This is a genomic window from Gallintestinimicrobium propionicum (genome assembly GCF_025567525.1).
GTDB lineage: Bacteria > Bacillota > Clostridia > Lachnospirales > Lachnospiraceae > Gallintestinimicrobium > Gallintestinimicrobium propionicum.
In genome coordinates, this window is record NZ_JAOQJY010000019.1 from 14,853 (window position 1) to 39,089 (window position 24,237).

Annotated in this window: 20 protein-coding genes; 13 read left to right on the plus strand and 7 right to left on the minus strand. The window is 40.2% G+C overall.

Features of this window, described 5'->3' with window-relative positions; translation table 11 throughout:
- Window positions 1-452: 452 nt before the first annotated feature.
- The gene (locus OCV62_RS13325; RefSeq protein WP_262587224.1) at window positions 453-1,040 is read left to right on the plus strand and encodes a DUF6037 family protein; all 588 of its coding nucleotides are present in this window, start codon (window positions 453-455) and stop codon (window positions 1,038-1,040) included.
- Window positions 1,041-1,263: 223 nt separating this feature from the next.
- Here OCV62_RS13325 and OCV62_RS13330 read toward each other — a convergent pair whose 3' ends face one another.
- On the minus strand, window positions 1,264-2,067 hold the full coding sequence (locus tag OCV62_RS13330) for an ExeA family protein (RefSeq protein WP_262587225.1): 804 nt from the start codon (window positions 2,065-2,067) through the stop codon (window positions 1,264-1,266).
- 2 nt (window positions 2,068-2,069) lie between these two features.
- Window positions 2,070-3,314, minus strand: coding sequence for a DDE-type integrase/transposase/recombinase (locus OCV62_RS13335; RefSeq protein WP_262587226.1), 1,245 nt, complete (start codon window positions 3,312-3,314; stop codon window positions 2,070-2,072).
- 818 nt (window positions 3,315-4,132) lie between these two features.
- Here OCV62_RS13335 and OCV62_RS13340 point away from each other — a divergent pair.
- The 8 genes from OCV62_RS13340 (at window position 4,133) to OCV62_RS13375 (ending at window position 14,432) form a co-directional block, all read left to right on the plus strand.
- On the plus strand, window positions 4,133-4,585 hold the full coding sequence (locus OCV62_RS13340; RefSeq protein WP_262587227.1) for a hypothetical protein: 453 nt from the start codon (window positions 4,133-4,135) through the stop codon (window positions 4,583-4,585).
- Window positions 4,557-5,330, plus strand: coding sequence for a recombinase family protein (locus tag OCV62_RS13345; RefSeq protein WP_262587228.1), 774 nt, complete (start codon window positions 4,557-4,559; stop codon window positions 5,328-5,330). Before OCV62_RS13340 ends, OCV62_RS13345 begins: the two co-directional genes overlap by 29 nt.
- Window positions 5,331-5,526: 196 nt before the next feature.
- Window positions 5,527-7,086 (plus strand): recombinase family protein, encoded by a 1,560-nt coding sequence (locus OCV62_RS13350; protein ID WP_330667393.1) that lies wholly within the window; start codon window positions 5,527-5,529, stop codon window positions 7,084-7,086.
- 345 nt (window positions 7,087-7,431) lie between these two features.
- Window positions 7,432-10,869, plus strand: a complete 3,438-nt coding sequence (locus OCV62_RS13355) for a hypothetical protein (RefSeq protein ID WP_262587229.1) — start codon at window positions 7,432-7,434, stop codon at window positions 10,867-10,869.
- 11 nt (window positions 10,870-10,880) lie between these two features.
- Window positions 10,881-11,330 (plus strand): response regulator, encoded by a 450-nt coding sequence (locus OCV62_RS13360; protein ID WP_262587230.1) that lies wholly within the window; start codon window positions 10,881-10,883, stop codon window positions 11,328-11,330.
- Between the two features lie 11 nt (window positions 11,331-11,341).
- On the plus strand, window positions 11,342-12,574 hold the full coding sequence (locus OCV62_RS13365; protein WP_262587231.1) for a 5'-methylthioadenosine/S-adenosylhomocysteine nucleosidase family protein: 1,233 nt from the start codon (window positions 11,342-11,344) through the stop codon (window positions 12,572-12,574).
- A 110-nt stretch (window positions 12,575-12,684) separates the two neighbouring features.
- A complete protein-coding gene (locus OCV62_RS13370) occupies window positions 12,685-14,103 on the plus strand; it encodes an ATP-binding protein (RefSeq protein WP_262587232.1) in 1,419 nt (472 codons plus the stop codon).
- A gap of 155 nt (window positions 14,104-14,258) precedes the next feature.
- Window positions 14,259-14,432, plus strand: coding sequence for a DUF6061 family protein (locus tag OCV62_RS13375; protein WP_330667388.1), 174 nt, complete (start codon window positions 14,259-14,261; stop codon window positions 14,430-14,432).
- Between the two features lie 51 nt (window positions 14,433-14,483).
- On the opposite strand, the gene OCV62_RS13380 is transcribed toward OCV62_RS13375, so the two are convergent.
- The 5 genes from OCV62_RS13380 to OCV62_RS13400 form a co-directional block, all read right to left on the minus strand.
- A complete protein-coding gene (locus tag OCV62_RS13380; RefSeq protein WP_262587233.1) occupies window positions 14,484-17,129 on the minus strand; it encodes an ABC transporter permease in 2,646 nt (881 codons plus the stop codon).
- Between the two features lie 15 nt (window positions 17,130-17,144).
- Window positions 17,145-17,816 (minus strand): ABC transporter ATP-binding protein, encoded by a 672-nt coding sequence (locus tag OCV62_RS13385; RefSeq protein WP_006858253.1) that lies wholly within the window; start codon window positions 17,814-17,816, stop codon window positions 17,145-17,147.
- Window positions 17,817-17,951: 135 nt separating this feature from the next.
- Window positions 17,952-18,851: a sensor histidine kinase gene (locus tag OCV62_RS13390; protein WP_262587234.1), complete on the minus strand. Its 900-nt coding sequence runs from the start codon at window positions 18,849-18,851 to the stop codon at window positions 17,952-17,954.
- Complete coding sequence (locus OCV62_RS13395; protein WP_262587236.1) at window positions 18,844-19,521, minus strand: response regulator transcription factor; 678 nt, start codon at window positions 19,519-19,521, stop codon at window positions 18,844-18,846. The genes OCV62_RS13390 and OCV62_RS13395 overlap by 8 nt, the downstream gene beginning before the upstream one ends.
- Window positions 19,522-19,655: 134 nt before the next feature.
- Complete coding sequence (locus OCV62_RS13400; protein WP_262587237.1) at window positions 19,656-20,615, minus strand: IS3 family transposase; 960 nt, start codon at window positions 20,613-20,615, stop codon at window positions 19,656-19,658.
- A gap of 319 nt (window positions 20,616-20,934) precedes the next feature.
- Here OCV62_RS13400 and OCV62_RS13405 point away from each other — a divergent pair, with 319 nt between their 5' ends.
- The 4 genes from OCV62_RS13405 to OCV62_RS13420 all read left to right on the plus strand — a co-directional run bounded on the left by OCV62_RS13405 (window position 20,935) and on the right by OCV62_RS13420 (window position 24,177).
- Entirely contained in the window at window positions 20,935-21,873 is a 939-nt protein-coding gene (locus OCV62_RS13405; RefSeq protein WP_262587238.1) for a DUF6788 family protein, read from the plus strand.
- A 1-nt stretch (window position 21,874) separates the two neighbouring features.
- Window positions 21,875-22,096, plus strand: coding sequence for a hypothetical protein (locus tag OCV62_RS13410; RefSeq protein WP_262587239.1), 222 nt, complete (start codon window positions 21,875-21,877; stop codon window positions 22,094-22,096).
- A 150-nt stretch (window positions 22,097-22,246) separates the two neighbouring features.
- Window positions 22,247-22,936, plus strand: a complete 690-nt coding sequence (locus tag OCV62_RS13415; protein ID WP_262587240.1) for a response regulator transcription factor — start codon at window positions 22,247-22,249, stop codon at window positions 22,934-22,936.
- Window positions 22,912-24,177, plus strand: a complete 1,266-nt coding sequence (locus OCV62_RS13420) for a sensor histidine kinase (protein WP_262587241.1) — start codon at window positions 22,912-22,914, stop codon at window positions 24,175-24,177. The genes OCV62_RS13415 and OCV62_RS13420 overlap by 25 nt, the downstream gene beginning before the upstream one ends.
- Window positions 24,178-24,237: the final 60 nt, after the last annotated feature.

Consider the following 24,237-nt stretch of genomic DNA (forward strand, 5'->3'; position numbering starts at 1 on the left):
ATAGGAAATACCAAGGAAGAAATTAGTAGTTTAATGTGATAAGTATATAGTTTGCAACGAAAGGTTAAAAGAAAGATATTAAGAATTATGAAAATACTTTGAACCTAGAGTAAAGATATAAAAGTAAAACTATGAATGGATTTTAGGCGAGTAATCGGTTCCCGTCAGGGACAAAATCTGCTTTTCAGGAATCTGTTTCACACCCTCAACACATGTGGAGACTGTTTGCCTTCTGTCCCGAAAACCGCAGTAAATCAAAGGTTTCTGCAATTTTGGAAGAAAAATAGATGTGTGTTTCAGTTTCCGCAGAGTGGCTATGAGGGAATTGATTTACCCCAGGGGATAGGCTTTGGGGAACGGATGATATATAATTTGGCGAAAGGATACTTTTTGGCAAAATAGTTTGTAAAAGAAATTGATATAAAAAACGAAAGTAGGGTGATTGGGTGAAGATGTTTGAATTTACAGCTTTAAAGTTATTGCACAAAGATATGATAGCAAAAGGGGAAGAAAGAGCAACTTTTCCATTTGAATTTAATGGAAAAATTTTTAGTTGCATTTTTTTGACAGATATAATTCCATATCGTTTGTATTTAACAACATTAGGATTATCACCAAAAGTATTCGAACTTGAGATAGAAAAAGGCTATAAAACCCAAAGCTTCATTGCGGATTATAAAAAACTGATAGCATATCTTGAAATAAAATACGACCCAACACATAAGTTTGTTCCATTTGATTTTTTTGAAGCATTGAATAGAAGAATACCAAAGGAATTTAAAATGCGTCCGAATTATAGAGAAGTATTAGGAGTTGCCGCTAAAAGGAGAAATATTGAAGAAGAGGCTAAAATATATTTTTGTGGTTGGAGAAGGAATGCAATAGGGAAAAATGTAACAGAAAAAAATCTCGAAAAAACAAGGAGTGCTTTCGGAGATACAAAAGCAGAAATGTGTAAAAGGAAAAATATTAGTTCTTGCTGGACAGACCGTGATGTTGAAGAAGATTTGAGAAAATTAAATGATATAATTTCAATGTGATTTTGGGAGGAAGAGAGATGAATACAGAATTATTAGAGATAATGAAAATGGATATAAAGCGATGTGAGGTGTTATCCGGCAAATTAAACGCTGCTTCATTCGTCAGATTAAAACAGGTATATTTCAATGTTTGAAGATGTCATAAGGCAAAATATTTTCGGGCATTCCGTCATGGTATTTTATGCAGAAGAACCATCATGCAGATTACATGATGGTTCCAGAGTTAACCGAGCTCACAGTCATTGATAGCCTGCATGACTGCATCGGCGGTTATGATATTTAAGTTTGCGCTGTTTCCAACTAAAAGGCTTGCGTTGCATAGCTTGTTGATCATACGTGGAGTACCATTGGCTGCATTCAGGATTGCTTCAAGGGCATTCTCCTCAAATACAGTCTGGGTACAGCCAGCACCTTTGAGTTTGGCATTTATATAGGAATGTTCTTCTGCTTTTGTCATGCCCTCAAGGTTATAATTCATGACAATCCTCTGGCGAAAAGGTTCATGGATGCTCAAACGAAGGGTGCTGTTGAGCTGGGGTAAACCGGAAAGCAGGATGACAGCCCTGTCCCTGGAATCCATTTCAAAGTTGAACAGCATCTTCAGGTCGTTGAGCACAGCATTTCCGATGTAATTCGCCTCATCGATGATAATGACCGGTGTCTGACGTTTTTCAAGGACAGACCGGGTAATTTCTTCCTGTATGATCCGAAAGTTGTCTGTTTTTCGAAAAGCGGGCTGTGCACCAAGCTGTAATGCAAGGTTACGGTAAAAATCATTCACAGTCAGGGTGGAAAGGCTGGAATAGACGACCTTATAAAGGGAAGAGTTAAGCCCGGAAGCCCAGCTGCGGACGGCAGTAGTCTTGCCTCTTCCAGCGCTTCCGGTAAGAAGTCCGAAGCCTTTTGTTGCAAGCAGGTAGTTAAGGCGGAATATGGTTTCCTTGTATTCCTGCGTTTCAACAAGGACTTCTTTTGAGTTTTTTAAGAACGGGTTGAACTCCAGCCCATATCTTGCTGTGTAATCCATGGTTAATCGTCTCCTTTGCATAAGCGTACTTTTTCACGTTTGATTTCGGCATTCTCTGTCTTGTTGAGAAGGCGGATGGGAGTCAATGCCCCACCAGTCTCCACGATGAAAATTTCCTTCATATCAGGGGAATAGCGAAGACGGATGCGCTGGCGTGCAAACCGGTAATCCACTTCGTATTCAATCTGGTCGATGACGATGACACTGTCAGCAGAGACGCGACGCTCGATTTCCAGAAGAAAGTCTTTGGCGATGTCGTCATCGGAAAGGCGGCGGATCTGTTTCGGTTCTTTAAAGAACCTGTCCTGCGGCGACATTCCATGAAGGGAGGAATGAGGGGACTGGTTATACTGCTGTACAAATGCAAACAGGCTGCCACGCAGCTGATCAAGGGAATGAAAATCCCGCATATCAAGAGAAGCCATCCACTGGTCTTTCATGGTACGGAACCAGCGTTCAATCTTGGCTTTGCCGGTAGGGGTGTAAGGCTGGCAGTAGCTGAGTGTGGAGCCAATCCTTGCGGCGAGCAGTTCCATCTGTTTGTTTTTATAAGACTTGCCGTTATCGAAGTTGAATACCTTCGGGCGCCCGTACTTGGCAACCGCTGATTTCATAACGGATAAAAGATTGATGAAGTTATCATTATAAAAGACATCAATCCCGGTGATGAACCTGCTGGCATCATCAATGAGTGCGATGATATAAACACGGTGCTTTTTGCCGCTCTCATCGGTAAGGCGGGGACCGACACTGCTGTCTCCACACCAGACCTCATTGATATGCGGACGTTCATAACGCCTCATATCCTTGTTCGGAGTCTGCCTAAGTTCGTTCTGCAACTGATTTACAAAGCGGCAGACGGTAGATTCTGACACCTGTCCGTGAATCACGGAACCATCTGATTTCAGCTGTCTGTAGATGACTGCTGCGGACATGCGGGGATAGTTGGACTTGAAGTAGCGGATTCTTTCCTGAAGTTCATCATCCAGCTTCCTGCTCATACCTGCATCGGAACGACCTTTCGGAATGAAACCATCAAATCCGTGCTTCTGGTAGTTCAGATACCATTTTTCGATGGTAGCGGGGGCATAATTGTGAAGTTTTCCATCAGGTCCGAGAATTCCTTTTGCAGAGATTTCCGTGTAAAAAGCAGACTTGCTGGGATAGTTTTCATCAAGACCTGCGATAAGCGGAGCAATCGTTCTGTACCGCATCAGAGCGATTTCCTGTTGTTTTTCCTGTTTCATAGTGTTAAACCTCCTTTTTCACAAGGATACTGGAAAGTATGAAGGCTGTCGTGTAAGGTTATGTGGGTGGAACAAAAAGTATGTTCCTGGTGGTTTTAATCTGCATGAACTGCCTGGAAAAGTGTGAGAAACATCCGGAAACCAGCCTGGACAAATCTGTCAAACAGAGGGATACCGCCCGTAACCGTTCGCACCAGTGGAGACGGTAGTTCCTGAGAATGGATTTCAGGTTGTTTTCATCAACGCAGACCCGTCCGTCCAATAGAGAGGCAAAGCCAGTCTGATGCTCAGCGGCAATAATCGTGTTGACGTATAGCTGGAGAGGAATCTGGAAATAGGGAACCATGGAGGAAAGAAGGAGAGCATGTGTATGACCACACTCTTTACAGTATATCCGGATCACAGAGAGCGTAATTAGCGTATCAGCGAGCTGGATGCTGCGTTTGTAAACGCCATGATGGATCAGGCACCCTGAATGTCCGCAAGTGCATGGAATAAGTGCCAGATCAAGAGAATTTATCGTATTATTATAAAAATCCTGAGAAATATGGTTGTAGTTTTCTGTTTCAACTGTTATCATAATCGTGTGCATAGTGAGGCGTAGCCAGTACTATGTGTTGGTTGAAAGCAGAAGTCAAACTTTGGTCGGGGAGATTTCTGCTTTTTTATTTTCGAGCTACAAGGAAATATGATAACACAAGAAGTCTCAGGATAAAACAATCTGATGGAAAATACGTCAGATTTGGTTATGCTGAGACTTCTTTCAATTTGCTTGAAAAACAGAGAATGAGTTTGCTAGAGAGTGCTTGATAATAATATTGGAACCGCTGCTGAGAGAACTGTGTGAGATGGTGGAAGGCCAGCAGGAGTCTGAAGCGGTAGAAGAACTGAATAAAGAGATAAACGATTTGAACGAGCAGAGGCTGATCCTGAGTCAGGTAATGAGGAAAGGATATATGGACTCTGCTCTTTTTTACGAAAAAAACAATGATATTGGTCTCAGGCTGCTGGACTGTAAACGAAGAAAGGCATTACTTCACAGCAAACGGCCGGGGATAAAAGAGATTGCAAGCACAGAACGGCTTATCCGGCTGCTTCAGGACGAAGGGGGGCTGCTGGAAGAGTTCCGGGATGATTTGTTCAATCTGATGGTAAAGGAAATCCATATCACAAAGGAGCGAGAGATTGTTTTTTACATACAGAATGGACTGACCTTTATAGAAAAGGAAGGAGGAAAAGCGGATGCAGTGGCATACTCCAATCGGATATGAGATTTCAGACGGGAAGATCGTGATAAACGAAGAACACAGCAAAACAGTGAAATGGATTTTTCAGGAATATGACAGCGGGATATCTACCGGCAGGATTGCGCAGGTGTTGATTGACAGAAAGATACCGAATTCCCATGACAGGGTAGCCTGGACCCATGTGGCAGTTGGAAAAATCCTGGAAAATCATAATTACCTGGGGACAAAGTATTATCCGCAGATCATTGAACAGGATTTGTTTGAACGGATCCAGAAACGGAGAGCGCATAGGAAGGTGCAGTATGGTCATGGCAAATATAGAAAACTGCAGCCGGAAAAGCTGCTTTTCAGTGGAGTGCTGGTGTGCGGCACATGCGGTGCGGACTATCATCATTACATGCCGCCGAAAGAGAAGAAGGTGGAACCTAAGTGGAAATGCAAAAATTATATCCAACAAAACCGGCTGTTCTGCGCCGGAGGATTCATCACAGACGAGCAGGTAAAACAGGTATGTGTGGATGCAATCAATCAGATTATGAAAAAGCCCAAGCTGATCAAAGTAGCTCCGAAAGAAAAGAAGGTGAGTGCCGATTATCGGAGACTGGAGCGTCAGGTGAAGCAGGTAAAAGCGGAGGGCGCGGATAACTTGATGGAGCTTCTGCTTGAAAGAGCAGCAGAGCGTTACCAGACGCTGGAAATTCAGGATGAGGAGCTGCAGACGGAAAAGATGAAAGAGGCACTGAAGGGCATATCTGAAAGAATTCGATGAGGAACTGTACCGGGAACTGATTCAGCAGATTGTGGTATATAAAGATAATTCAACAAAAGTGTTTTTCTCCAATGGAAGCAGTGTTACAGTTTATTATGGTCCCACAGCGGATCGGAAAGGAGAGAAAAATGGCGATGACAGCTAAGAAAATAGCCATTATACCGGCGAAGCAGGATATGACCGTGCAACTCCGTTGGTGGAAAAGCGCCTGCGTATCGCGGCATACTGCAGGGTCAGTACAGACCTTGATGAACAGGATGGCAGCTATGAAGCACAGGTAGAGCATTATTCGGAAAAGATCAAACGGACGGACAGCTGGACTCTGGCAGGTATTTATGCCGATGACGGGAAAAGCGGCACGAATACGAAGAAACGGTCGGATTTCAATGCGATGATAAAGGATGCGCTGGATGGAAAAATCGACATCATCATCACAAAGTCAGTCAGCCGGTTTGCAAGAAACACCGTAGACTCCCTGATGACGATCCGGAAGCTGAAAGAGAAAAATATCGCGGTAATCTTTGAAAAAGAAAATATCAATACGCTGGACGGCACCGGAGAAATCCTGATTACAATCCTGAGCAGTCTGGCCCAGGAAGAGAGCCGTAACATCAGTGAGAACGTAAAATGGGGGATTGTACGGCGCTTTGAAAAGGGCAAGGTCATGGTCAACCATAATAAATTTATGGGCTACACAAAGAACTCGGAAGGCGAGCTGGTCATTGTCCCGGAAGAAGTGGAAGTAGTAAAACTGGTATTCCGGCTTTACCTTGAGGGCTTATCTGCTGAGAAGATTGCAAGATATCTGGGAGCACAGGGAATCAAAACAGCAACAGGACTGGATAAATGGGAAGAAACGGTGGTCCGCCGGATGCTGTCCAATGAAAAGTATATGGGAGATGCCCTGCTGCAGAAAACATATACAGTAGACTTCCTGACAAAACGGAAGGTGATGAATAATGGAATTGTCCCTCAGTATTATGTCGAGGATGACCATGAAGCGATTATCTCCAAGGAGCTTTTTTATCAGGTGCAGGAAGAAATAGCACGCCGTGCATCTATGTGGAAGCCCGCAGTATCCAGAAAGAAAAACCAGCAAAGCAAATATTCATCCATGTATGCACTAACGGGAATTGTCATCTGTGGGGAATGCGACCGGGATTACCGTCGTGTCACCTGGTCGAGAAATGAGAAGAAGAAAATCGTCTGGCGCTGCACCAACCGATTGGAGAATGGCACGAAAAAATGCAAGGATTTCCCCACACTGGAAGAGGAGGCATTACATAATGCCATCATGGAGGCCATGCAGAAAATTACAGGCGATAATGGAGATTTTGTAGATGCTTTCCGGCAGAATGTCATCCGGGTAATCGGCAGCTATAAAAAAGGACCGGACGAGTATGATGAGAAAATCAAAAAGAAACAGGATGAAATGGTTGCCCTTGTTATGGAAAATGCCAAACAGGGGGCATACACAGATGAATTCGATGAACGGTATCGAAAGATTTCAGATGAAATCAATGAGCTGAAGGAAGCACAGAAAAAGGAGAACGTGTCGCGACGGCTTGCGGAAAATTATGAACAGCGGGTCAATGAGATGGACCGGTTCCTGAACCATACCTCCTGCCAGCTTGTGGAATATGACGATGGTCTTGTACGGATGCTGATCAGCCAAATAAAGGTGATTTCAAAGGAGCGGCTGATGATACAGTTTAAATCGGGTATCGTGATGGAGCAGGAAATCAGAGAAATGTAAGAGGGGACGGAGATGACAACTGAATAAAGATAAGTTAATAAGTTATTCCTGCCGACTTGTGACAAGAATAAAGTGCCTGGAGTGGCTGCCGGGCATTTTATTGTTGGCGTAAGCGAATAAAGAAAATAGATTACAGTTTTAGGATTTAATAGAATTAAAATTAAACATATCGAAAAAACGTGCAAAATCGAGGCTTTATGGATAGAAAAGTGAGCTGAAATATGGTAGAATATCACAATAGTTGTTGATTGTAATATTTTTCTGTAGGGGAAAATAATGGTATTGATACACGAAACGATAGCATCTTACATGAGATGTTTTACGGTGTAGATGGGGAATGCGCAGATGAACAGAGAATATAGAAGAAAATATTTATTTGATTTTGCCAAAGAGAAAATAACTTATAAAAATAAGTTTTATAAAATAGTCTTCTTCTCAGAGGAAGACGATATATCAAGAATTTTGCGAACGGTTGATAACAACATATCTATGAAGAAACGTATGGATAAGATATTATTTCCGCAGAGCATTCAAGATATGTGTAGTAAAAAATTAGTATTAAATTCTGATATTCAAATTGACTTTTTAAGAAAGTATTATATGTCAATTTTTAATAAATATATTTATAAAATCGAAAAATATGTGGAGTTAAAGACTGAATTTGAAAAGCACCTTTTTTTGCAGGAATATGAGTTGGCATTAAATGTTTTAACAGAAATAGAAGCAGAAGTAGGACTGTCGGTATGGAGTATATCAAAAAAGATGCTTCTGTACGAAAAAATCTATGGATTAGAGAAAAATAAAAAGTACTTGGATGAAATTCAAACTCAGGCTAGTGATAATATTATGTTAAATACATTGTTTGAACTAGAAAGTTATTTCGCAGAAGAAAACACCAGCTATACATCCTTTAAGAAAAAAATAGATAGTTATAACGAAGACCTTCAGGATAATGAGATTATTCGAAAATATATTAACTTTAAATTCAATGTGGAAAGGGAATTTGATATTGAAGAAATTGAAATTGCCCTTATGTTTGATTCGCAATTTTCCATCATAGATATGTATGAATCATTTGTCATATCGGATCAGATGAGATTTGTAGAAGGTGAAGTAGATAATTATGAATTGAAGTTAGATGATTTTAGATTGGCGAATCTTTCTTTGATAACAAAGCCTAAACCAATTACGGGAGAACAACTGGAATATTATTCTTTGTTAGAGACATATACTAGTGGCAATTATAAAAATTATATAGAAGAGTGTAATAAATATCTGGAAAGAAGACCGCAGGATTTTCAGTGTATAATTTTATTGGTAAAATCATATATTTTCCTTAATGAAGAACCACATTTTGATGATGGGGTGTATCGCTGGTTGTATAATGCATATATGGTTAATGAATATGAAGCAGATGCAATACAAAAATTGTTTTCATATATAAAAGTTGTTAGAGGGACAAGCTGGGAATATAAAGTAATTGGGTTTATAGCAAGAAAAACATCTATGCAAAGTAGAAAAAGATTGAGTTTTATGTCGGCAATTAATGATATGTGTATTTCTCCTAATTTGATGAGTTTTAATTGTATATCAAATAGGGAAGCATTTTTGGAAATTTTTAAAAATGTGTGTCCGATAACCTATCAACTGTTTTTGTTTAAATATGGAATGGGAGAACTTTCAGATCAATTATCAGATAAGAATAGAAAATTACTTTTTGAAACGGATAGATATATACAGCAGGGGGATAATGTAAATGCGATAAAAACTCTTGATAAAATCAACAAGGATAATAATTACTTTTTAGAAAGAATCTTACGTCGACAAATAACTATTTTTGAAAATAGTGAAGATTATTTATCAGAGGTAAGATGTATTACAAATGCGATATTAAAAAATCATAATCTACAAAGAAGAATCGACATTCAAAGATCAAGTGATAATATTAGGCATCATTTAACTAAGGAAATTAAGAAAAATCTTAATTATGTGGTGTTTGTTTATTTAAGTATGCCTAGTGATTATAAGAAGCAAAGAATAGCGTATTCAAATTATATGGATTATAATAATTTTAAATCTATAAAAGATGTAATTGAACGAGAAGAAAAAGGGCCTGCGTTGGTTACATTTTTAGATAGGGTATGTATACAGCATCTTATAAAAAGAGATATTATTTTGAATCCGGAAGGAAACAGAGTAGAGGAAATCAGAATAGAAATACTTCAAAATTTAATTGTGTTAGACTCAGAGAATAAGAAGAAATATTATGCTGAGATTACTGCAATTACTAAGCAACGTAGTATTAAAGATCGAATTAAGCAGATTAATCAAAGTAGAGTTTTTGTAGATACGGAAAACATTAAAAAGGAGAATGAATTAGCATTAAGAGAAGATTTCAATAGATATTTATCTGTCAAGAACTTGGATGAAGAGTTAATGACATATGATATATATAGCACTGAATACATAAGCGATTTGAAAAAAATTGTCGATGATATTAATGATAAAATACGAAATAATGCTACATATTCTCAGAAAATGGTAATACTAAAAGGGATAATTACAACAATAACAGAAGAATTTTTATTTAATGAAAAATATGGATTAAATACCTTTCTGAGTTCTAGAATAAGGCATGGTTATTGTAAAAACCAATTAACGACAATTTTTCAAGAGTATAATTTGCTTTCCAAAAAAGAAAAAAATGATAGTAGTGAATATCTAATAAATGAATATTGGGATCATATTTTACCGGAAAATTCAAAGGGAAGCCGAAAAGTTAAAAAATGTTTGTCATTATTTACGGCCGATATTGAGAAAAAGGTAGATGAAATAAAAAAAGAATGGTTGAGTATAAGATATAAAGAAGAAAACAATGCCTTATTGGATTTTACTATGTGTGTCAATCAACTTCTTCTAATTGATATGGATAACATAATTGATTTTAATACTTTTTACGATCAGGTTATTGATCTTTTATGGCAGTATACGCTTAACTATTTTGTTGTTTTGAAAAAGAAAATACAGGAAGATCTTTTGAACTATTTCCAAGCAGAGTTAAATGCATTAGCATGCAGTGTTGGAAACATAAAGAATGAGGATGTAAGGGATGCTGTAAAATCGATTTCGAGTAGCATAAATTTATGCAAATCTCAAATTGGTGGAAAGACAATAGAGTTCGCAAATGTATTTGAAAAAAAAGATGTAACTTATTTGGATTTCACGATGGACGATTTAGTAGATACTTGTTTGGAAATTATTTCTCAGCTTAATGGTGGTATGGCAGAAATAAATTTGAAGAAAAATATTAGTGATACTAATCTATACAAAGGTGAAAATTTCCCTTATTTCGTAGATGCTGTGAATATTATGATAAACAATGCATTAGAGCATTCGGGAATATCAGATTATTCGAAGTTAGAAATTGATATTGATGTAAATAAAGTGTGTGATGAAGCTGTATTAGAGGAATTAAAAGATGAATTCGAAAAAAAGAGAATTAAAGTAGATGATCTCGGATTCTTAGAATTATCTATTTCCAATACACTTAGCGAGGATATAGATATAAATGTATTAAGGGATAAGGTAGGGGTGATTTTTGCAAATACAAAAAATACAGAAACTGTAAAAAAATATTCACAGAGTGAGGGCGGAACCGGACTTTATAAGTTGTATAAAACGTTTCAGTATAATATTGATGCTGCATACGCAATATGGTACCAAATTGAAGAAAATTTATTTGGCATTTCTGTCTTCATTGGAATTACCAATATCATGGCATAGAAAGGAGAGAGATGAAAGTTTTATTTGTTGAAGATGAAAATGTTAAGCAAAGCAATATAGTAACTTATTTAAAAGATGAGTTAGGTGTTGAAAATATTAGTGTTGTAAATTCTTTGATGGGAGGTATGCTAGCATTAAGAAATGGCAAGTTTGATATAGTTTTATTAGATATGAGTTTGCCACTTTATGATATAAATGGGGAAGATGAAGAACTAAATGAGTTTGAGGCATTTGGCGGTATTGAAATTTTAGATGAAATAGATAGGAAAGAACTGTCTGTAAAAGTATTGGTTATCACAGCTTTTGATGTGATTGAGGATGACACAAAAAAAATAAATCTTGAGCAACTTGATGACCAAATGAAAGAGAATTATTCAAATTATTATCTGGGCTGTATTCATTATGATGAATCATCATTAGAGTGGAAAACAGAACTGGAAAATTATTTGAAGAATATTTGAGGTACGATGAAATGAAGATACTATTAGTAGATGATGAAAGTAAGAAGTTGAAAAGACTACATTCAGTTATCAATACAATTGACGAGTTGGTTTCAGATTCAATAGAACATGTATTGGATTTGAAGTCAGCTAAAGATCAAATGAAAAGTATAAGATATGATTTGGTTGTGTTGGATTTGAAAATAGCTGAATGCATAGGGGAGGAAGATGACTCGGAAATCGCTGGGTTGGAATTTATTGATGAAATCTTAGAGACAGATTCGATATTGATACCTAAGGAAATAATTATTTTGACAGAGCATGATGCATTACAAGAAAAATGTAAGGAATTAGGAAAGAATCTAGAATTTCTGGTACTAAAATATGATGAACAGTCTGTAGAATGGGAAAATGTAATAAAAAATAAAATTCGATATGCTCTTAAATATGAGAAATCAATTGAGCGTTTTTCAGATGTTAAAAAAAGTGATGTTGCAATTATATGTGCGGTCAATAACGAAATGGAAGCTTTAAAATATGCATTCAAAGAGCATGATTTCCAACGAGTAAATTTTGATAGCGATACAACAGATTATTATCTTGCAAATATAGTGGCAAATGGTAAAAATATAAAAGTGGTATATGCACAACAAAGAGAAATGGGAATGGCTGCAGCTTCAACATTATCACTAAATATAATACATCATTTTCATCCAAAGTATTTAATTATGGTTGGAATTGCGGCTGGTATAGGCTCAGGGAAAAATCTGGGGGATATAATAGTAGCTACTGAAGTTTGGAATTATTCAAATGGTAAATACATAACAGGGGAGAATGGGGAAGCTATTTTCTCACCAGATCCTAAGCATATTTTACTGGATTCAGGAATGGAGAGTATTTTAAGAAGAGATTACGCACAACAATTGTTTGGAATAAAGAGGGAGTTTAAAGGCCAAACAATTAGTCATGATTTGAATTTGGTGTTAGGGCCGTTAGCTTGTGGTGCGGCGGTGGTTGGTAATTCAAAAATTGTAGATGATATGATAATGCAGCATTCAAGAAAAACAGTGGGCTTAGATATGGAATCATATGGTGTATTTTATGCTGCAAATTATGGTATTGATAATAGCGTAATACCTATTTGCCTGAAATCAATAAGTGATTTTGCGGATGAAAAAAAAGGTGATGATTTTCAGAAATATGCTTCTTATACAAGTTGTGAGTTTGCAAAATATCTTGTTTTAAATATTTTGGAGTATGATTGAGAAGTAAAGATATCGAGAACATATATTTTCGAAAATTCGTGAGTTTATATTGTTATATTGACAGAAGACGTATGTGCTGTAATTATATTGATTCAAGCGTGGAGGAAAGCATGTTAGCAGATGAAATCAAAGCGGGGGAATCATCCAATATAGAATTTAAGGTAGAGGTACCTAAAAAGAGCGAAAAGTATATAAAAAGTGTTGTAGCTTTTGCTAATACAGCAGGTGGAAAGATTATTATTGGTGTTGATGATAAAAGTCATGAGATTGTGGGTGTTGATCCTAATGAGGTGTTTAAAATAATTGATGGAATAACAAATACAATTTCAGATATGTGTTACCCGCAAATTTTTCCTAATATTGGAGTTGATACGATTGAGGGGAAATGTGTTATTGTGGTAGAAATTTATCCGGGTGCAAATAGACCTTATTACATCAAAACACTTGGAAAAGAGTCAGGGACATTTATCAGAGTATCAGGAACATCAAGACCGGCAGATGACACAATAATTAAGGATTTGGATTTTCAGGGAACAAATCGTTCTTTTGACGAAATGGTCTGTGTTGAACAAAAGTATGATGCAGAACAGGCAGAAAAATTATGTGCTGCTATCAAAAAGTATATGGTAGATGCGGCAAAGACGAAAGCAGAAAAAGAAAAGGTTCGTGATGTAACAGTTCAAAATTTGATTAACTGGGGAGTAATCAAGAATTTGGAGGGAACGCTGGTTCCTACAAATGCTTTTGTAATGCTTACAAATAACCCGTTCCCATTTGTTAAAATACAGTGTGCATTATTCAAAGGTGTTGAAAGAGTTGTTTTTATTGATAAAAGAGATTTTGAAGGACCGCTTTATGAACAAATTGAAGAAGCTTACAAATTCGTTTTGAAACATATTAATCTGGGAGCAGAAATAAATGGATTGGTCAGAACGGATTCGTATGAATTGCCTACAGAAGCAATTAGGGAAGCAATCGTAAATGCTACGACACATCGAAATTTTTTGGACAGGGCATGTGTGCAGGTCGCAGTTTATGATGACAGAGTTGAAATTACTTCGCCAGGAATGTTGTGTGGAGGTTTGACGATAGAACAGATAAAAGAAGGCGGCTCTAAAATTCGCAATCGCTGTATTGCTGAAGTATTTAGCAGAATGAGAATTATTGAAAGCTGGGGAACTGGTGTAAAGAGAATGTTTAGTTCCTGTCGGGAATATGGAATCAAGGAACCGGAATTAAAAGAAATTGGAGATAGTTTTAGAGTGAACTTATACAGACCGTCGTATAGTGAAGTTCACCAAAGTTCACCAAAAAGTTCACCAAAAAGTTCACCAATGAAATTGAATGCAACACAACAGAAAATCGTAAATATGATTGCAGATAATTCAAAGATAACACAAACTGTGATGGCAGAACGATTAGGAATTACAGCAAGAGCAGTTAAGAAAAATATAAAAGAACTGGCAGAAATGAATGTGTTAGAGAGGGTTGGAACAGCACGAAGTGGCTATTGGAATTTAAAAATGTAAGGAAAAATCTCATGAAGTATGAGAACAATAGGTAGATCTTTGTGTGTTTTGGCAAAGTAGAACCAGGATACGTTAGCATCCTTTGCATCCATTTCCCCTCGTCCACGCATGTTGAGACGGCTGTATTACTTTCCAAGGGCGAGGGCGACTCGAGCATGATTGCCATTGACACCATCGCCGTGGAGAACGAGGTTGCAGACAATATGTATCAGCGGTCAGAGCTGGACTATCTGATTTACAATGATCCGATTGGATATGCAGACTTGATATTGAACGGTGATCCCAAAATTTATCTAAAAACTGTAACTGAATGTAAACCCTTAGATTAAAACGCAGCCCTCTGCCTTTTCATTGGCAGAGGGCCGTTTTTTGCTTAACAGTTATTGAGCATCCCTTAATTGCTCTACAACACTGCATTTTGCTGCGTTGTCATACATCATGCAGGGGATCAGCCACCCCAGCAGAAGAAATACCGGAATTGTCAGCAGGACAGGCAGAATGGTGAATCGATACTCAAAGAACCAGAACATAATGCCCAGCATTTTTCCCGCAAGAGGTCCCACCGCCAGCGACAGAATAAAAGCCACCGCCACGGAGGACATTGCGTAAAACAATCCCTCGTAGATCAGCATGGTTTTGAGCTGCCGGTTCGTCATTCCTACAGCCTGAAGCACAGCAAATTCACGGCGGCGGGAAAGAATACCGGTCATCATGGCGTTGAAGAAATTTAAGAGTCCCACCAGCCCAATGATAGCACAGAGGATACCACCTATCAGAAGGAACATCTGCCGGTACTGAGCAAATTCAGAGCGAGCCGTGGCCTTGCTTTCATACATCAAGGGCGAAAACTCACCGGCAGTGAGCTTCGATAGATATTGCTCTGCTTCGGCCTCGTCAACTTCGTCCGCTGTGTCGAACAGGTAGAGCATCGGAATGGCTGCACCACCGCTGTCCCTCTGTGCGGTGTCCACAGACAAAACTACGTCATATCCAATACCACCATAACGATAACTCATGGAATTCGGAAGTTCTACCAAGGCGCAGACCGTGTACTCTACATCTCTGGCTCCATACAATTTTGCCTGAAGGTACTCCTCCGGTGTATCTTCGGTGCGGAGTTCTCCGGTGAGGCTGTCGATATATTTCACATCATCCGCATAGGTAGCGGTGATTGTGTCTCCCACCTTGGGGTAGTATTCAGGATTGGGCAGATTGCCGTAGTCATCTAAGGAAACCGCAATGGCAATGGCGTTATTGTCCGGCTCCAGCATAGGAGAAATATCTCCGTCGAGCACTTGCAGCTTGTCAAACAGACTGTTATCCAGAGCCTCGATTCTGGTATCTCCCATCACCATATTGCCCCGGTGCTCCAGACGGCTCATATGGCTGTCCAACTGCTCGGCGCTTTCGTACCTTGCATAGTCCTGCCGCAGAGCATCCTCCGTCATCCACAGGTAGGCGATTTTTCGCACAGCATATCCCGTGCCGGAAAGACTGGCCTTTGTGTTTGCTGCGATCTCCTCGATCTGTTCTGGCGTGATGAATTCATCTGCCGGGTTGTAACGGAAATAGTCGGGCGTGCTGACGATAAAATCGGCGCAGGTCATGGTGGATACATACTTCTCCATGCTGAAGCCGCCCACAAAGGCACACAGCGCATTGAACAGTGTCACCGACAGTGCCAGAGACACCACCACCAGTACCGTCTTTTTCTTGTTTCGTCCCAGATTGGCAAAGGCCATCTGATGGAGCTTCGCTCCCCGGGTACTGCGCCGTTTTTTCTTCGTCTGCATCGCATCCGTATATTTGGTAGCCTCCACCGGAGAAACCTTGGCTGCCATTTTTCCGGGCTTGGAGCAGGACAAGAGCACTGTCAGCAGAGCAAACAGCACGGAGCCAACAAAGATCACAGGCGAGGTGCTGATGGTAGTGATGCCCACCCCCAACTGGGTGGAGCGCAAGACAACAGGTACCAGAACAGCGCCGATGCCGTAGCCCAGCAGCAGCCCTGCCGGAATGCCGATCAGACAAAGCAGAAGTGCCTGCTGGCGAATGATACGTTTGAGCTGCCGGGGCGTTGTGCCAATGGTTTTCAGAAGTCCGTAAAACCGGATATCCCCTACAACAGAGATCTGGAAAATGTTATAGATGATAAGATACCCAGTGAAAATCACCAGCAGCAAAAAAGCTGCTATGGCGATCACAAGTTCCGGATCAAGCTTCGACTCCAGCTGGGATGAGGTATATCCCCAGTTGACGCCGATCCGGACGCTGTTGGGATCGGTATAGCTGTCCCATGTGTAACCAAGATCGGTATCCACCTGCTCCATCTGCCCTTGAATGTTTGTGCCGGAGGCCAGCATGACATTCAAATCGGTGCGGAAAGGCTGTAAACCTGTTTTCACTGCCTGCGCTTCGATGTCATCTGCGTAATCACGGCTGATGTTGATGTAATGAACAGGCATTAGTTCATCATAGTCCCAATAGCCCACCAGCGTAAAGGTATCTGTTACAGTAAAGGCGGTTTGATCCTTGTCCGTAATGGAATAGGAAACCGTGACCTCGGCGCCCAGCTCCGGCGTTACGCCAAGCAGCTGCAACGCTGCCGTATCCATGGCTACCTCTTTGCCGCTTTCGGGCATCCGTCCGGTAGTAGGGGTTGCATAGCTCCATTTAGTGCAGTTGGCATCCATGTAGCTGATCTCTGCCGGTATTTTGGCAAAGACCCCCTCCGCAGTGATACCGATTACCTTCCGTGCCCCCGTAGCCTTCACCTTTGGGTGGGCAGCGATACGTTCCGCCTGCTCGGGGGAAACATCTTTAAAGGTACCGTGTGCATAGCCGCCTACCTGCCGAAACTGGTAGGTTTCATAACTGGCGTTCAGTGACAAGACAATGGTGAACATGGACGTAAATAGCAGCGTTGTCAGCGCAATGGCAAAAATAGCGATCAGATTGCGGCGACGGTTCGCATAAAGAGATTTTAAGCTGAGCTTTCGAATACATTTTCTGTTTTTGACATTCATCGTAGCCACCTCCCGTTAGTTTTGGGAGACGATCCGACCATCTTCGATACGGATAATGCGGTCTGCCATCTGCGCAATTTCTTCGTTGTGAGTGATCATTACGATTGTCTGGGCGAACTTTTGACTGGTGACTTTCAAAAGGCTCAATACATCCTGGCTGGTTTTGGAATCCAGATTGCCGGTGGGTTCATCTGCCAGAATGATAGCGGGTGCTGCCGCCAGCGCACGGGCAATGGCTACCCGCTGCTGTTGACCGCCTGAGAGCTGATTGGGCAGCGCATCCAGACGATCATCCAGCCCAAGTGTCTGTACAATCTGCTGTACGAAATCCTTATTGACCTTGCCACCGTCCAGCTCAATGGGTAGAACAATATTTTCATACACATTCAGCACCGGAACAAGATTATATGCTTGGAACACAAAGCCGATTTTCCTGCGGCGGAAGATGGTCAGCGCTTCCTCCTTCAGGGAGAAAATATCCTGTCCGTCCACCATGACCGTGCCGCTTGTAGGGCGATCCAGCCCGCCCAGCATGTGCAGCAGCGTGGATTTGCCGGAGCCGGATGTGCCGACAATTGCAACAAATTCGCCCTTCTTTACACTTAAATCAACTCCATCCAACGCATGAACTGCGTTATTGCCGGAGCCATAAATCTTTTTCAGGTTTTTTGCCTGTAAAACTTCCATAAATGAGTACCTCCATGAAAAAATCTGTATGTATGAAAGAAAATGATCCTTTGATACATACAGATTATCGCATAGGAATCTTTCCACATTCTTTCCGGCGAAAAATGAAATCTAACAGTTTTGATAGAATTGTTGTTATTTCGGCAGAAATATGGAAAACGTACTTCCTTTTCCCGGAACGGAAGCAACCTTGATATAACCGCCCTCGCCGGATATGATCTGTCGGGCAAGGTATAAGCCGATGCCGACTCCTTCTTGTTTCTGCACACTATTTGAGCGGTAAAAGCGAGCAAATATCTTCGCTTGCTCAGTTTCCGGTATGCCTAAACCGGTATCCGATATATCGATCCTTGCAAACATTTCATAGCTTACGGCAGAAATAGTAATGGTGCCATGCTCTGTATATTTGATGGCGTTGTCTACGATATTAGCCAGCGCTTCCGCTGTCCATTTGAAGTCGAATACAGCAAAAGCATCTGTATCCTGCATTTGCAAAGACAATCCTTTTTCAGAAGCCTTGGCGGCATATTGTTCTACTACGCTTTCAAGCAGCGGCTGCAGCGCTGCTTGCTGAGGGGAGAGTGAAATGATCCCGTTTTCCAGTCTGGAAAGCTTTACGAGAGAATCGATCAGAAATCGCAGCTTTTCCGATTGTTTGTACAGCGCCTCCACATTTGCCTTCGCCGATGCAGGCAGAGTTTCCTCCATCAAAAGCTCGCTGTATAACAGCAGATTTGCAATCGGCGTTTTCGTCTGGTGGGAAATGTCCGCAATCAAGGTTTTGATTTTGTCTTTTTCCTGCGCTACATTTCGAGAAGATGCTTCTGCGGCAGAAAGATAGTGTGCAAACTTCGTTTCCAAAGCAGACTGCCGGCTTTCATCAAAATTGGTTTCAGAAAAGGAGCCGGTCATGGCAGCGTCCAGCATTCTTTCGATTTCTTCCATCGTTTTTCTGGTCTTTCTCCGCTCCCATAATACAATAGCTGCCGCCGCCAGAAAACACAGCAGCAGGATCACAATGCCTGTTTTATTCATCTTTTGTCACCCAGCTATAACCGATTCCATAGACGGTTTTAATGTATTTCTGTGCGCCAAGCTTATCCCTCAGACGCTTGATCGTAACAGACAAAGCATTTTCATCCACATATTCTGCGCCATCTGTCCAGATCCGGTCGACAAGGTCTCCACGGGTCATGGTTCGACCACGGTTTTCAACAAGCAGACGCAGTAATTTTTGTTCTGTTTTACTCAATTCCACTTTTGAATCTTCCACATAAAAGGTCATATCCTCAAAGTCAAAGTGAAATAGATCAATATGGATCGGCGCATTTTTATGGCTTGACGCTTGCTTTCGCAGTTGGGTATTCACCCTTGCCCGCAAAACCGAAAGAGAAAAGGGCTTGGTGATGTAATCATCAGCACCTCTCTCCAGTCCGTCTACGATGTCCAGATCGGTGTCATTGGCAGTCAGCAGAATAACAGGAATCCCGGGCATGTTTTCCTTGACCTCCCGGAGCAGCTCAAGCCCACTGCCATCCGGCAGGTTGATATCCAACAGGATCAGGGACACACCGCCGCAAAGCAGCTGCTCCTTCGCCGTTTTTAGGTCTTGGCAGGAAATGATCTGCCGAGCATCTGCTTTCAGTGCTTTGCATAAGCCTTGATTCAAACCGATATCATCTTCAACAATCAGTAATTGCTCCATATATCTCACTCCCTCGTTATTCAAAGGCCACTATCGTTTCCTTTGGCAGTTTCTCATTTTCACAGTTCAGAAGATAGGCTGCCTGGTCCTATGTCAAGATTTAGTACAAGTTAAAATGAGAAACTTTTCCCATTTTAACCCGCCAGAAGCTCAGCCTCAGTGTGTGTTCTTTTATACAATCGTTCGAATTCATTTGGTGACATATAGTTACAATGGCTATGAATTCGTTTCGTATTGTAGAAAGCTTCCAGATATTCGAAAATCAAGCGGTATGCCTGCTTGTAATCGTGAATTTTAAAGCGGTTGAGCCATTCACGTTTGATAATCGAATGGAAGGATTCAATGCAGGCATTATCCCACGGAAATGCTTTCTTTGAGTAACTACGCTGCATATTTTCTGTTACTTTTTTATATTCCGTCGCAACGTACTGACTGCCACGATCAAAGTGAATGATCAATGGCTGGTCGATATTTCGGCGAGCTTTGGCTTTGTTTATCGTATCAATCACGCAGGATACTTCCAGTGTTTTTGAAAGTGTCCATGCTATGATTTTTTTGGAAAATAAATCCATAATACTGGTCAGATAGACAAATCCGTCTATTGTCCAGATGTAGGTGATATCCGAACACCAGACGGCATTCGGGCGGTCAGGATTAAACTGCTCATCGAGGATATTTTGTAATTCAGTGCTGAAATCAGAATCTTTTGTGGTAATTGTCCATGGCTTGCTCCACTGGGCACGGATTCCCATTTGACGCATGTATGTACCAACAGTTCTTTCCGAAATGACTTCACCGGTTTTCCGCAATTCTACAGTGATTTTCGGAGCACCGTAGTTCTGCTTGGAATCATCATATATATCCTGTATTTTTACTTTTACAGATTCACGGCGTTTTTCTGTATCAGAAGGCACGCGGTGGAGCCATGCACGATATCCTGAACGTGAGACACCTAAAAATTTCAACATTCCGGAGACGGAAAACCGGCGTCCAGCCTTTTGGGCAGCTTCCGTCTTCTCAGACACTTCGAGATAAATGTCTTGATAATACCGGATTGCATCAAGTTTAAATTGTTTGTCATGTTGCATTGCCATATGAGATCCTCCTTCAGCATGTCTCTATTGTACCATGTTAATATGTATTTGGAATTTCTCATTTTGGCTTGTACTATTTATATTCTAGCATCAAATCAGATTACTAAAAGCACAAGATATTAAGAAGTAATGCGGTAAGGTTAAATTTTTTGTTATGTTTATTTGTATAGCAATCCTTTTGGTGCACTAAATTTAATAATAGGGAACTTTTGCGACAAACAACATGTCGAAAAGTTCCCTAAACAATTCTTGATAATTAGGGAACCTTTTAATATAATATATAGCATAAAAGTTCCCTAAAAAGAGAGAGGTGAAATGAATGGGAGCAAATTATTCAGAAATTCAAGAATTATTACAGCAAAAAGCGGATATACAGGCGAGGCTTAATCTGATGCCATATGATGGAAATCCGGAAATTAAGGAATCAAATGGTTCAAAATATTTGTATATGCGTAAGCGAGCAGCAGGTAAATTGACCTCTACTTATGTAGACGTATATTCAGATGAACTATATCAGTTACTTTTGCGTAATGCCAAGGAACGCAAAGATTTAAATAAAGCCATTCGTAAAATCAATAAAGATTTAGCGGCATTTGGTTACGAAGATAAAGAACTTTCAGCGAGAGTATTACAAAATTTGGATTTTGCCAGAGCAAATTTGAAAGCGAACATTTATGATCAGGCAGTGTTAGAAGGTGTCGCAACGACATTTCCGCAAACGGAGGATATTATCGAGAATGGACAAGTCCATGGGGTATCGGCTACGGATGTGCAGAAGATTCTTAATTTGAAACACGCCTGGGAATTTATCTTAGATAGAGATGTGATTCAGAGTGAAAGTAATTATCATATGCTTTGTCATATTGCAAAGTTGGTTAATGAAGGTTTCTTTTATGATGGAGGTCGTATTCGTGGTATTCCTGTGCAGATAGGCGGAACAAACTATGTACCACCATTACCTATTGAAACAGTGGTTATCGAGCGAATAGATGAAATTAGAAGTCAGGATAAAGAGCCAATAGAGATAGCGATTGAGTTATGTATGTACTGTATGAAAACGCAGGTGTTCAAAGATGGAAATAAGCGAGCATCGGTTATTTTTGCCAATCATTATCTGATTGCACAAGGTATGGGATTTTTAGTTATACCGGAAAAGGATGTACCGGAATTTAAGAAGTTATTGGTGCAATATTATGAAGGTGAGCCACTAGAGGTCATTGGCGCATTCTTAAAAGAGCGTTGTTGGAAGAAGTTTTAGAATGTTATTGAAACGTAAAGTGGATATTGAAACTGCAAAAGCGGACATTGAGGGTGTTAACTCCATGAAGGTTTCCAATCTGTATATCTCACAGGTAAAGAGAAAATGCGGAATTGAGGTTGGAAAGAATTTGCGCGTTGCAACGAGGAGAATGGACTGCTTGCAGGGCAATTCGACGACTGCCGCGACAGACTTGGAACTTGTTTCAAGTCCTAATTCATGACAATAGAATGCTCGCAGAGCGTGCATTCTATTGTTTACCTAAAAATGAAGATAGCAGGCAACCGCAGTGTCCAGAAGATAAAGAGAGTGCAATTGTGGAGGCATTGAAGCATTTTAAGATGAATAGTTAATAAAGAGAGGTGCAGATGCTATGCCAGGTATACTCGTGGTTGAAGATGATGAAAATTTAAATCGTGGAATTACATTCTCACTGAAAAAATCCGGATATGAGGTTTTTTCAGCAGAATCAGTGAAAAAAGCGAAAAGAATTGCAAGTGATAATAATGTGGATGTTACCATTTGTGATGTGAATCTTCCGGATGGGAATGGACTGGAATTTGTAAGGTGGATGAGATGCAATTATAATACATACATTATTTGTCTTACAGCACTAGATCAGGAGATGGATCAGGTCATGGGATATGAAGCAGGGGCAGATGATTATATTACAAAGCCGTTTAGTCTTTCGGTACTTCTTTTGAAAATAGAAGCACATTTCCGCCGCAGACAGGAGAAAACGGAAGCCGGAAAGATGATTTCGGGAGATATCGTATTTATCGCAGGAGAAATGAAAGTCTTGATAAAGAGTCGTGAAATCAGTCTGACAAAAACGGAGTTGAAAATGCTGACTTTTTTTCTTCAGAATCCGAAAAAGATTCTTTCAAAAACACAAATATTGGAAAATGTGTTTGATCTGGAAGGGGATTTTGTGGATGAAAATACAATCGCTGTCAATATCAGAAGACTCCGTGAGAAAATTGAAGACAATCCGGCTGCACCGGTCTATATAAAAAATATCAGAGGTCTTGGGTATATATGGAATCAGGAAGTAGGGCAGTGACAAAGAGATATCGCAAGAAGATTACAGTAGTGCTCTCCTTAGTAGTGCCTGTCATAGTATTGTTTGCAATATTAAATTGCTTTACCACGTATGTGTTTTATGAAGATTATAAATATAAAATGAATCTTATGACAGACATTGCTGCAAAGGAAGAATTTTCCGGGCTGGATGCTGTTTCGGAATTGCTTAAGGATAAGGATATTGAAACTAACGAACAGGGAAGGCGATTATTGGAGCAATATGGATACTGGGGGAATAAAGGGAATGCATTTTATTCGCAATTCCGGCATCAGGTTATGGTGACCGGTGCTGTAAGCACTGTGATATGCGTGCTTCTTTTGACTTTTTTACTTTATTGGAAGAAAAAAGAAGATGCGTGTCATCAGAAAATTTTAGACCAGTTGGAAGAAATTCTGATCAGATTCCGTGAAAATAAATTTGATGCTTTACTGAAAACGGAAAATCCAGCAGAACTGGAAAAATTGAATGACCAGCTTGAAGCAATCGGACATCATATTCAGTTGCTAAAGGAAGAAGCACGGGAAGAAAAAGAGAGCACGAAAGAAATGGTTTCTGATATTTCTCACCAGTTAAAGACACCGGTTGCAGCTTTGGATACATGTTTTAGTGTGCTGATGCAGAATGACTTAAGTGCCACAGAACAGGAGGAGTTTCGTATCCGTTGTCGGAGTGCTCTGGATGGACTGGAGACATTATTGCAGTCGCTTCTTGAAATATCCAAGATGGAAACTGGATTGATTCAGATGAATAAGAAAAAACTTACGCTTATGGATACTGTCATATCTGCTGTGAACCGCACTTATCCTAAAGCGGATGAAAAAGAAATTGAATTCGTTTTTGACTATGAAAAAGAGCTGGAAACATGCACGATTATGCAGGATAAAAGGTGGCTTGGTGAAGCTGTGATCAACGTTTTAGATAATGCAATCAAGTACAGTCCGTGTGGTTCAAAAATATTTATCCGGTTACAAAAAAGAAACGATCTTGTAAGAATGGAAATTGAGGATCAGGGAATTGGTATTCCGCAGAATGAGTATCACAAAATTTTTCAACGATTTTACAGAGGAAGTTCCAAGGAGGTCATGGAAAAGAGTGGTACAGGAATCGGACTTTTTCTATCGAGAGAAATTATCGAAAAACACGCAGGTACGATTACGGTAACCTCCGGCAAAAAGAAAAAAGGAAGCACGTTTGTGATTCAATTACCATATGTTGGTTAAATTTTAAGTGAGCAGAAATCTTACAATTCTGTAAGACTTCTGCTCGTTTTTTGAAAGTGA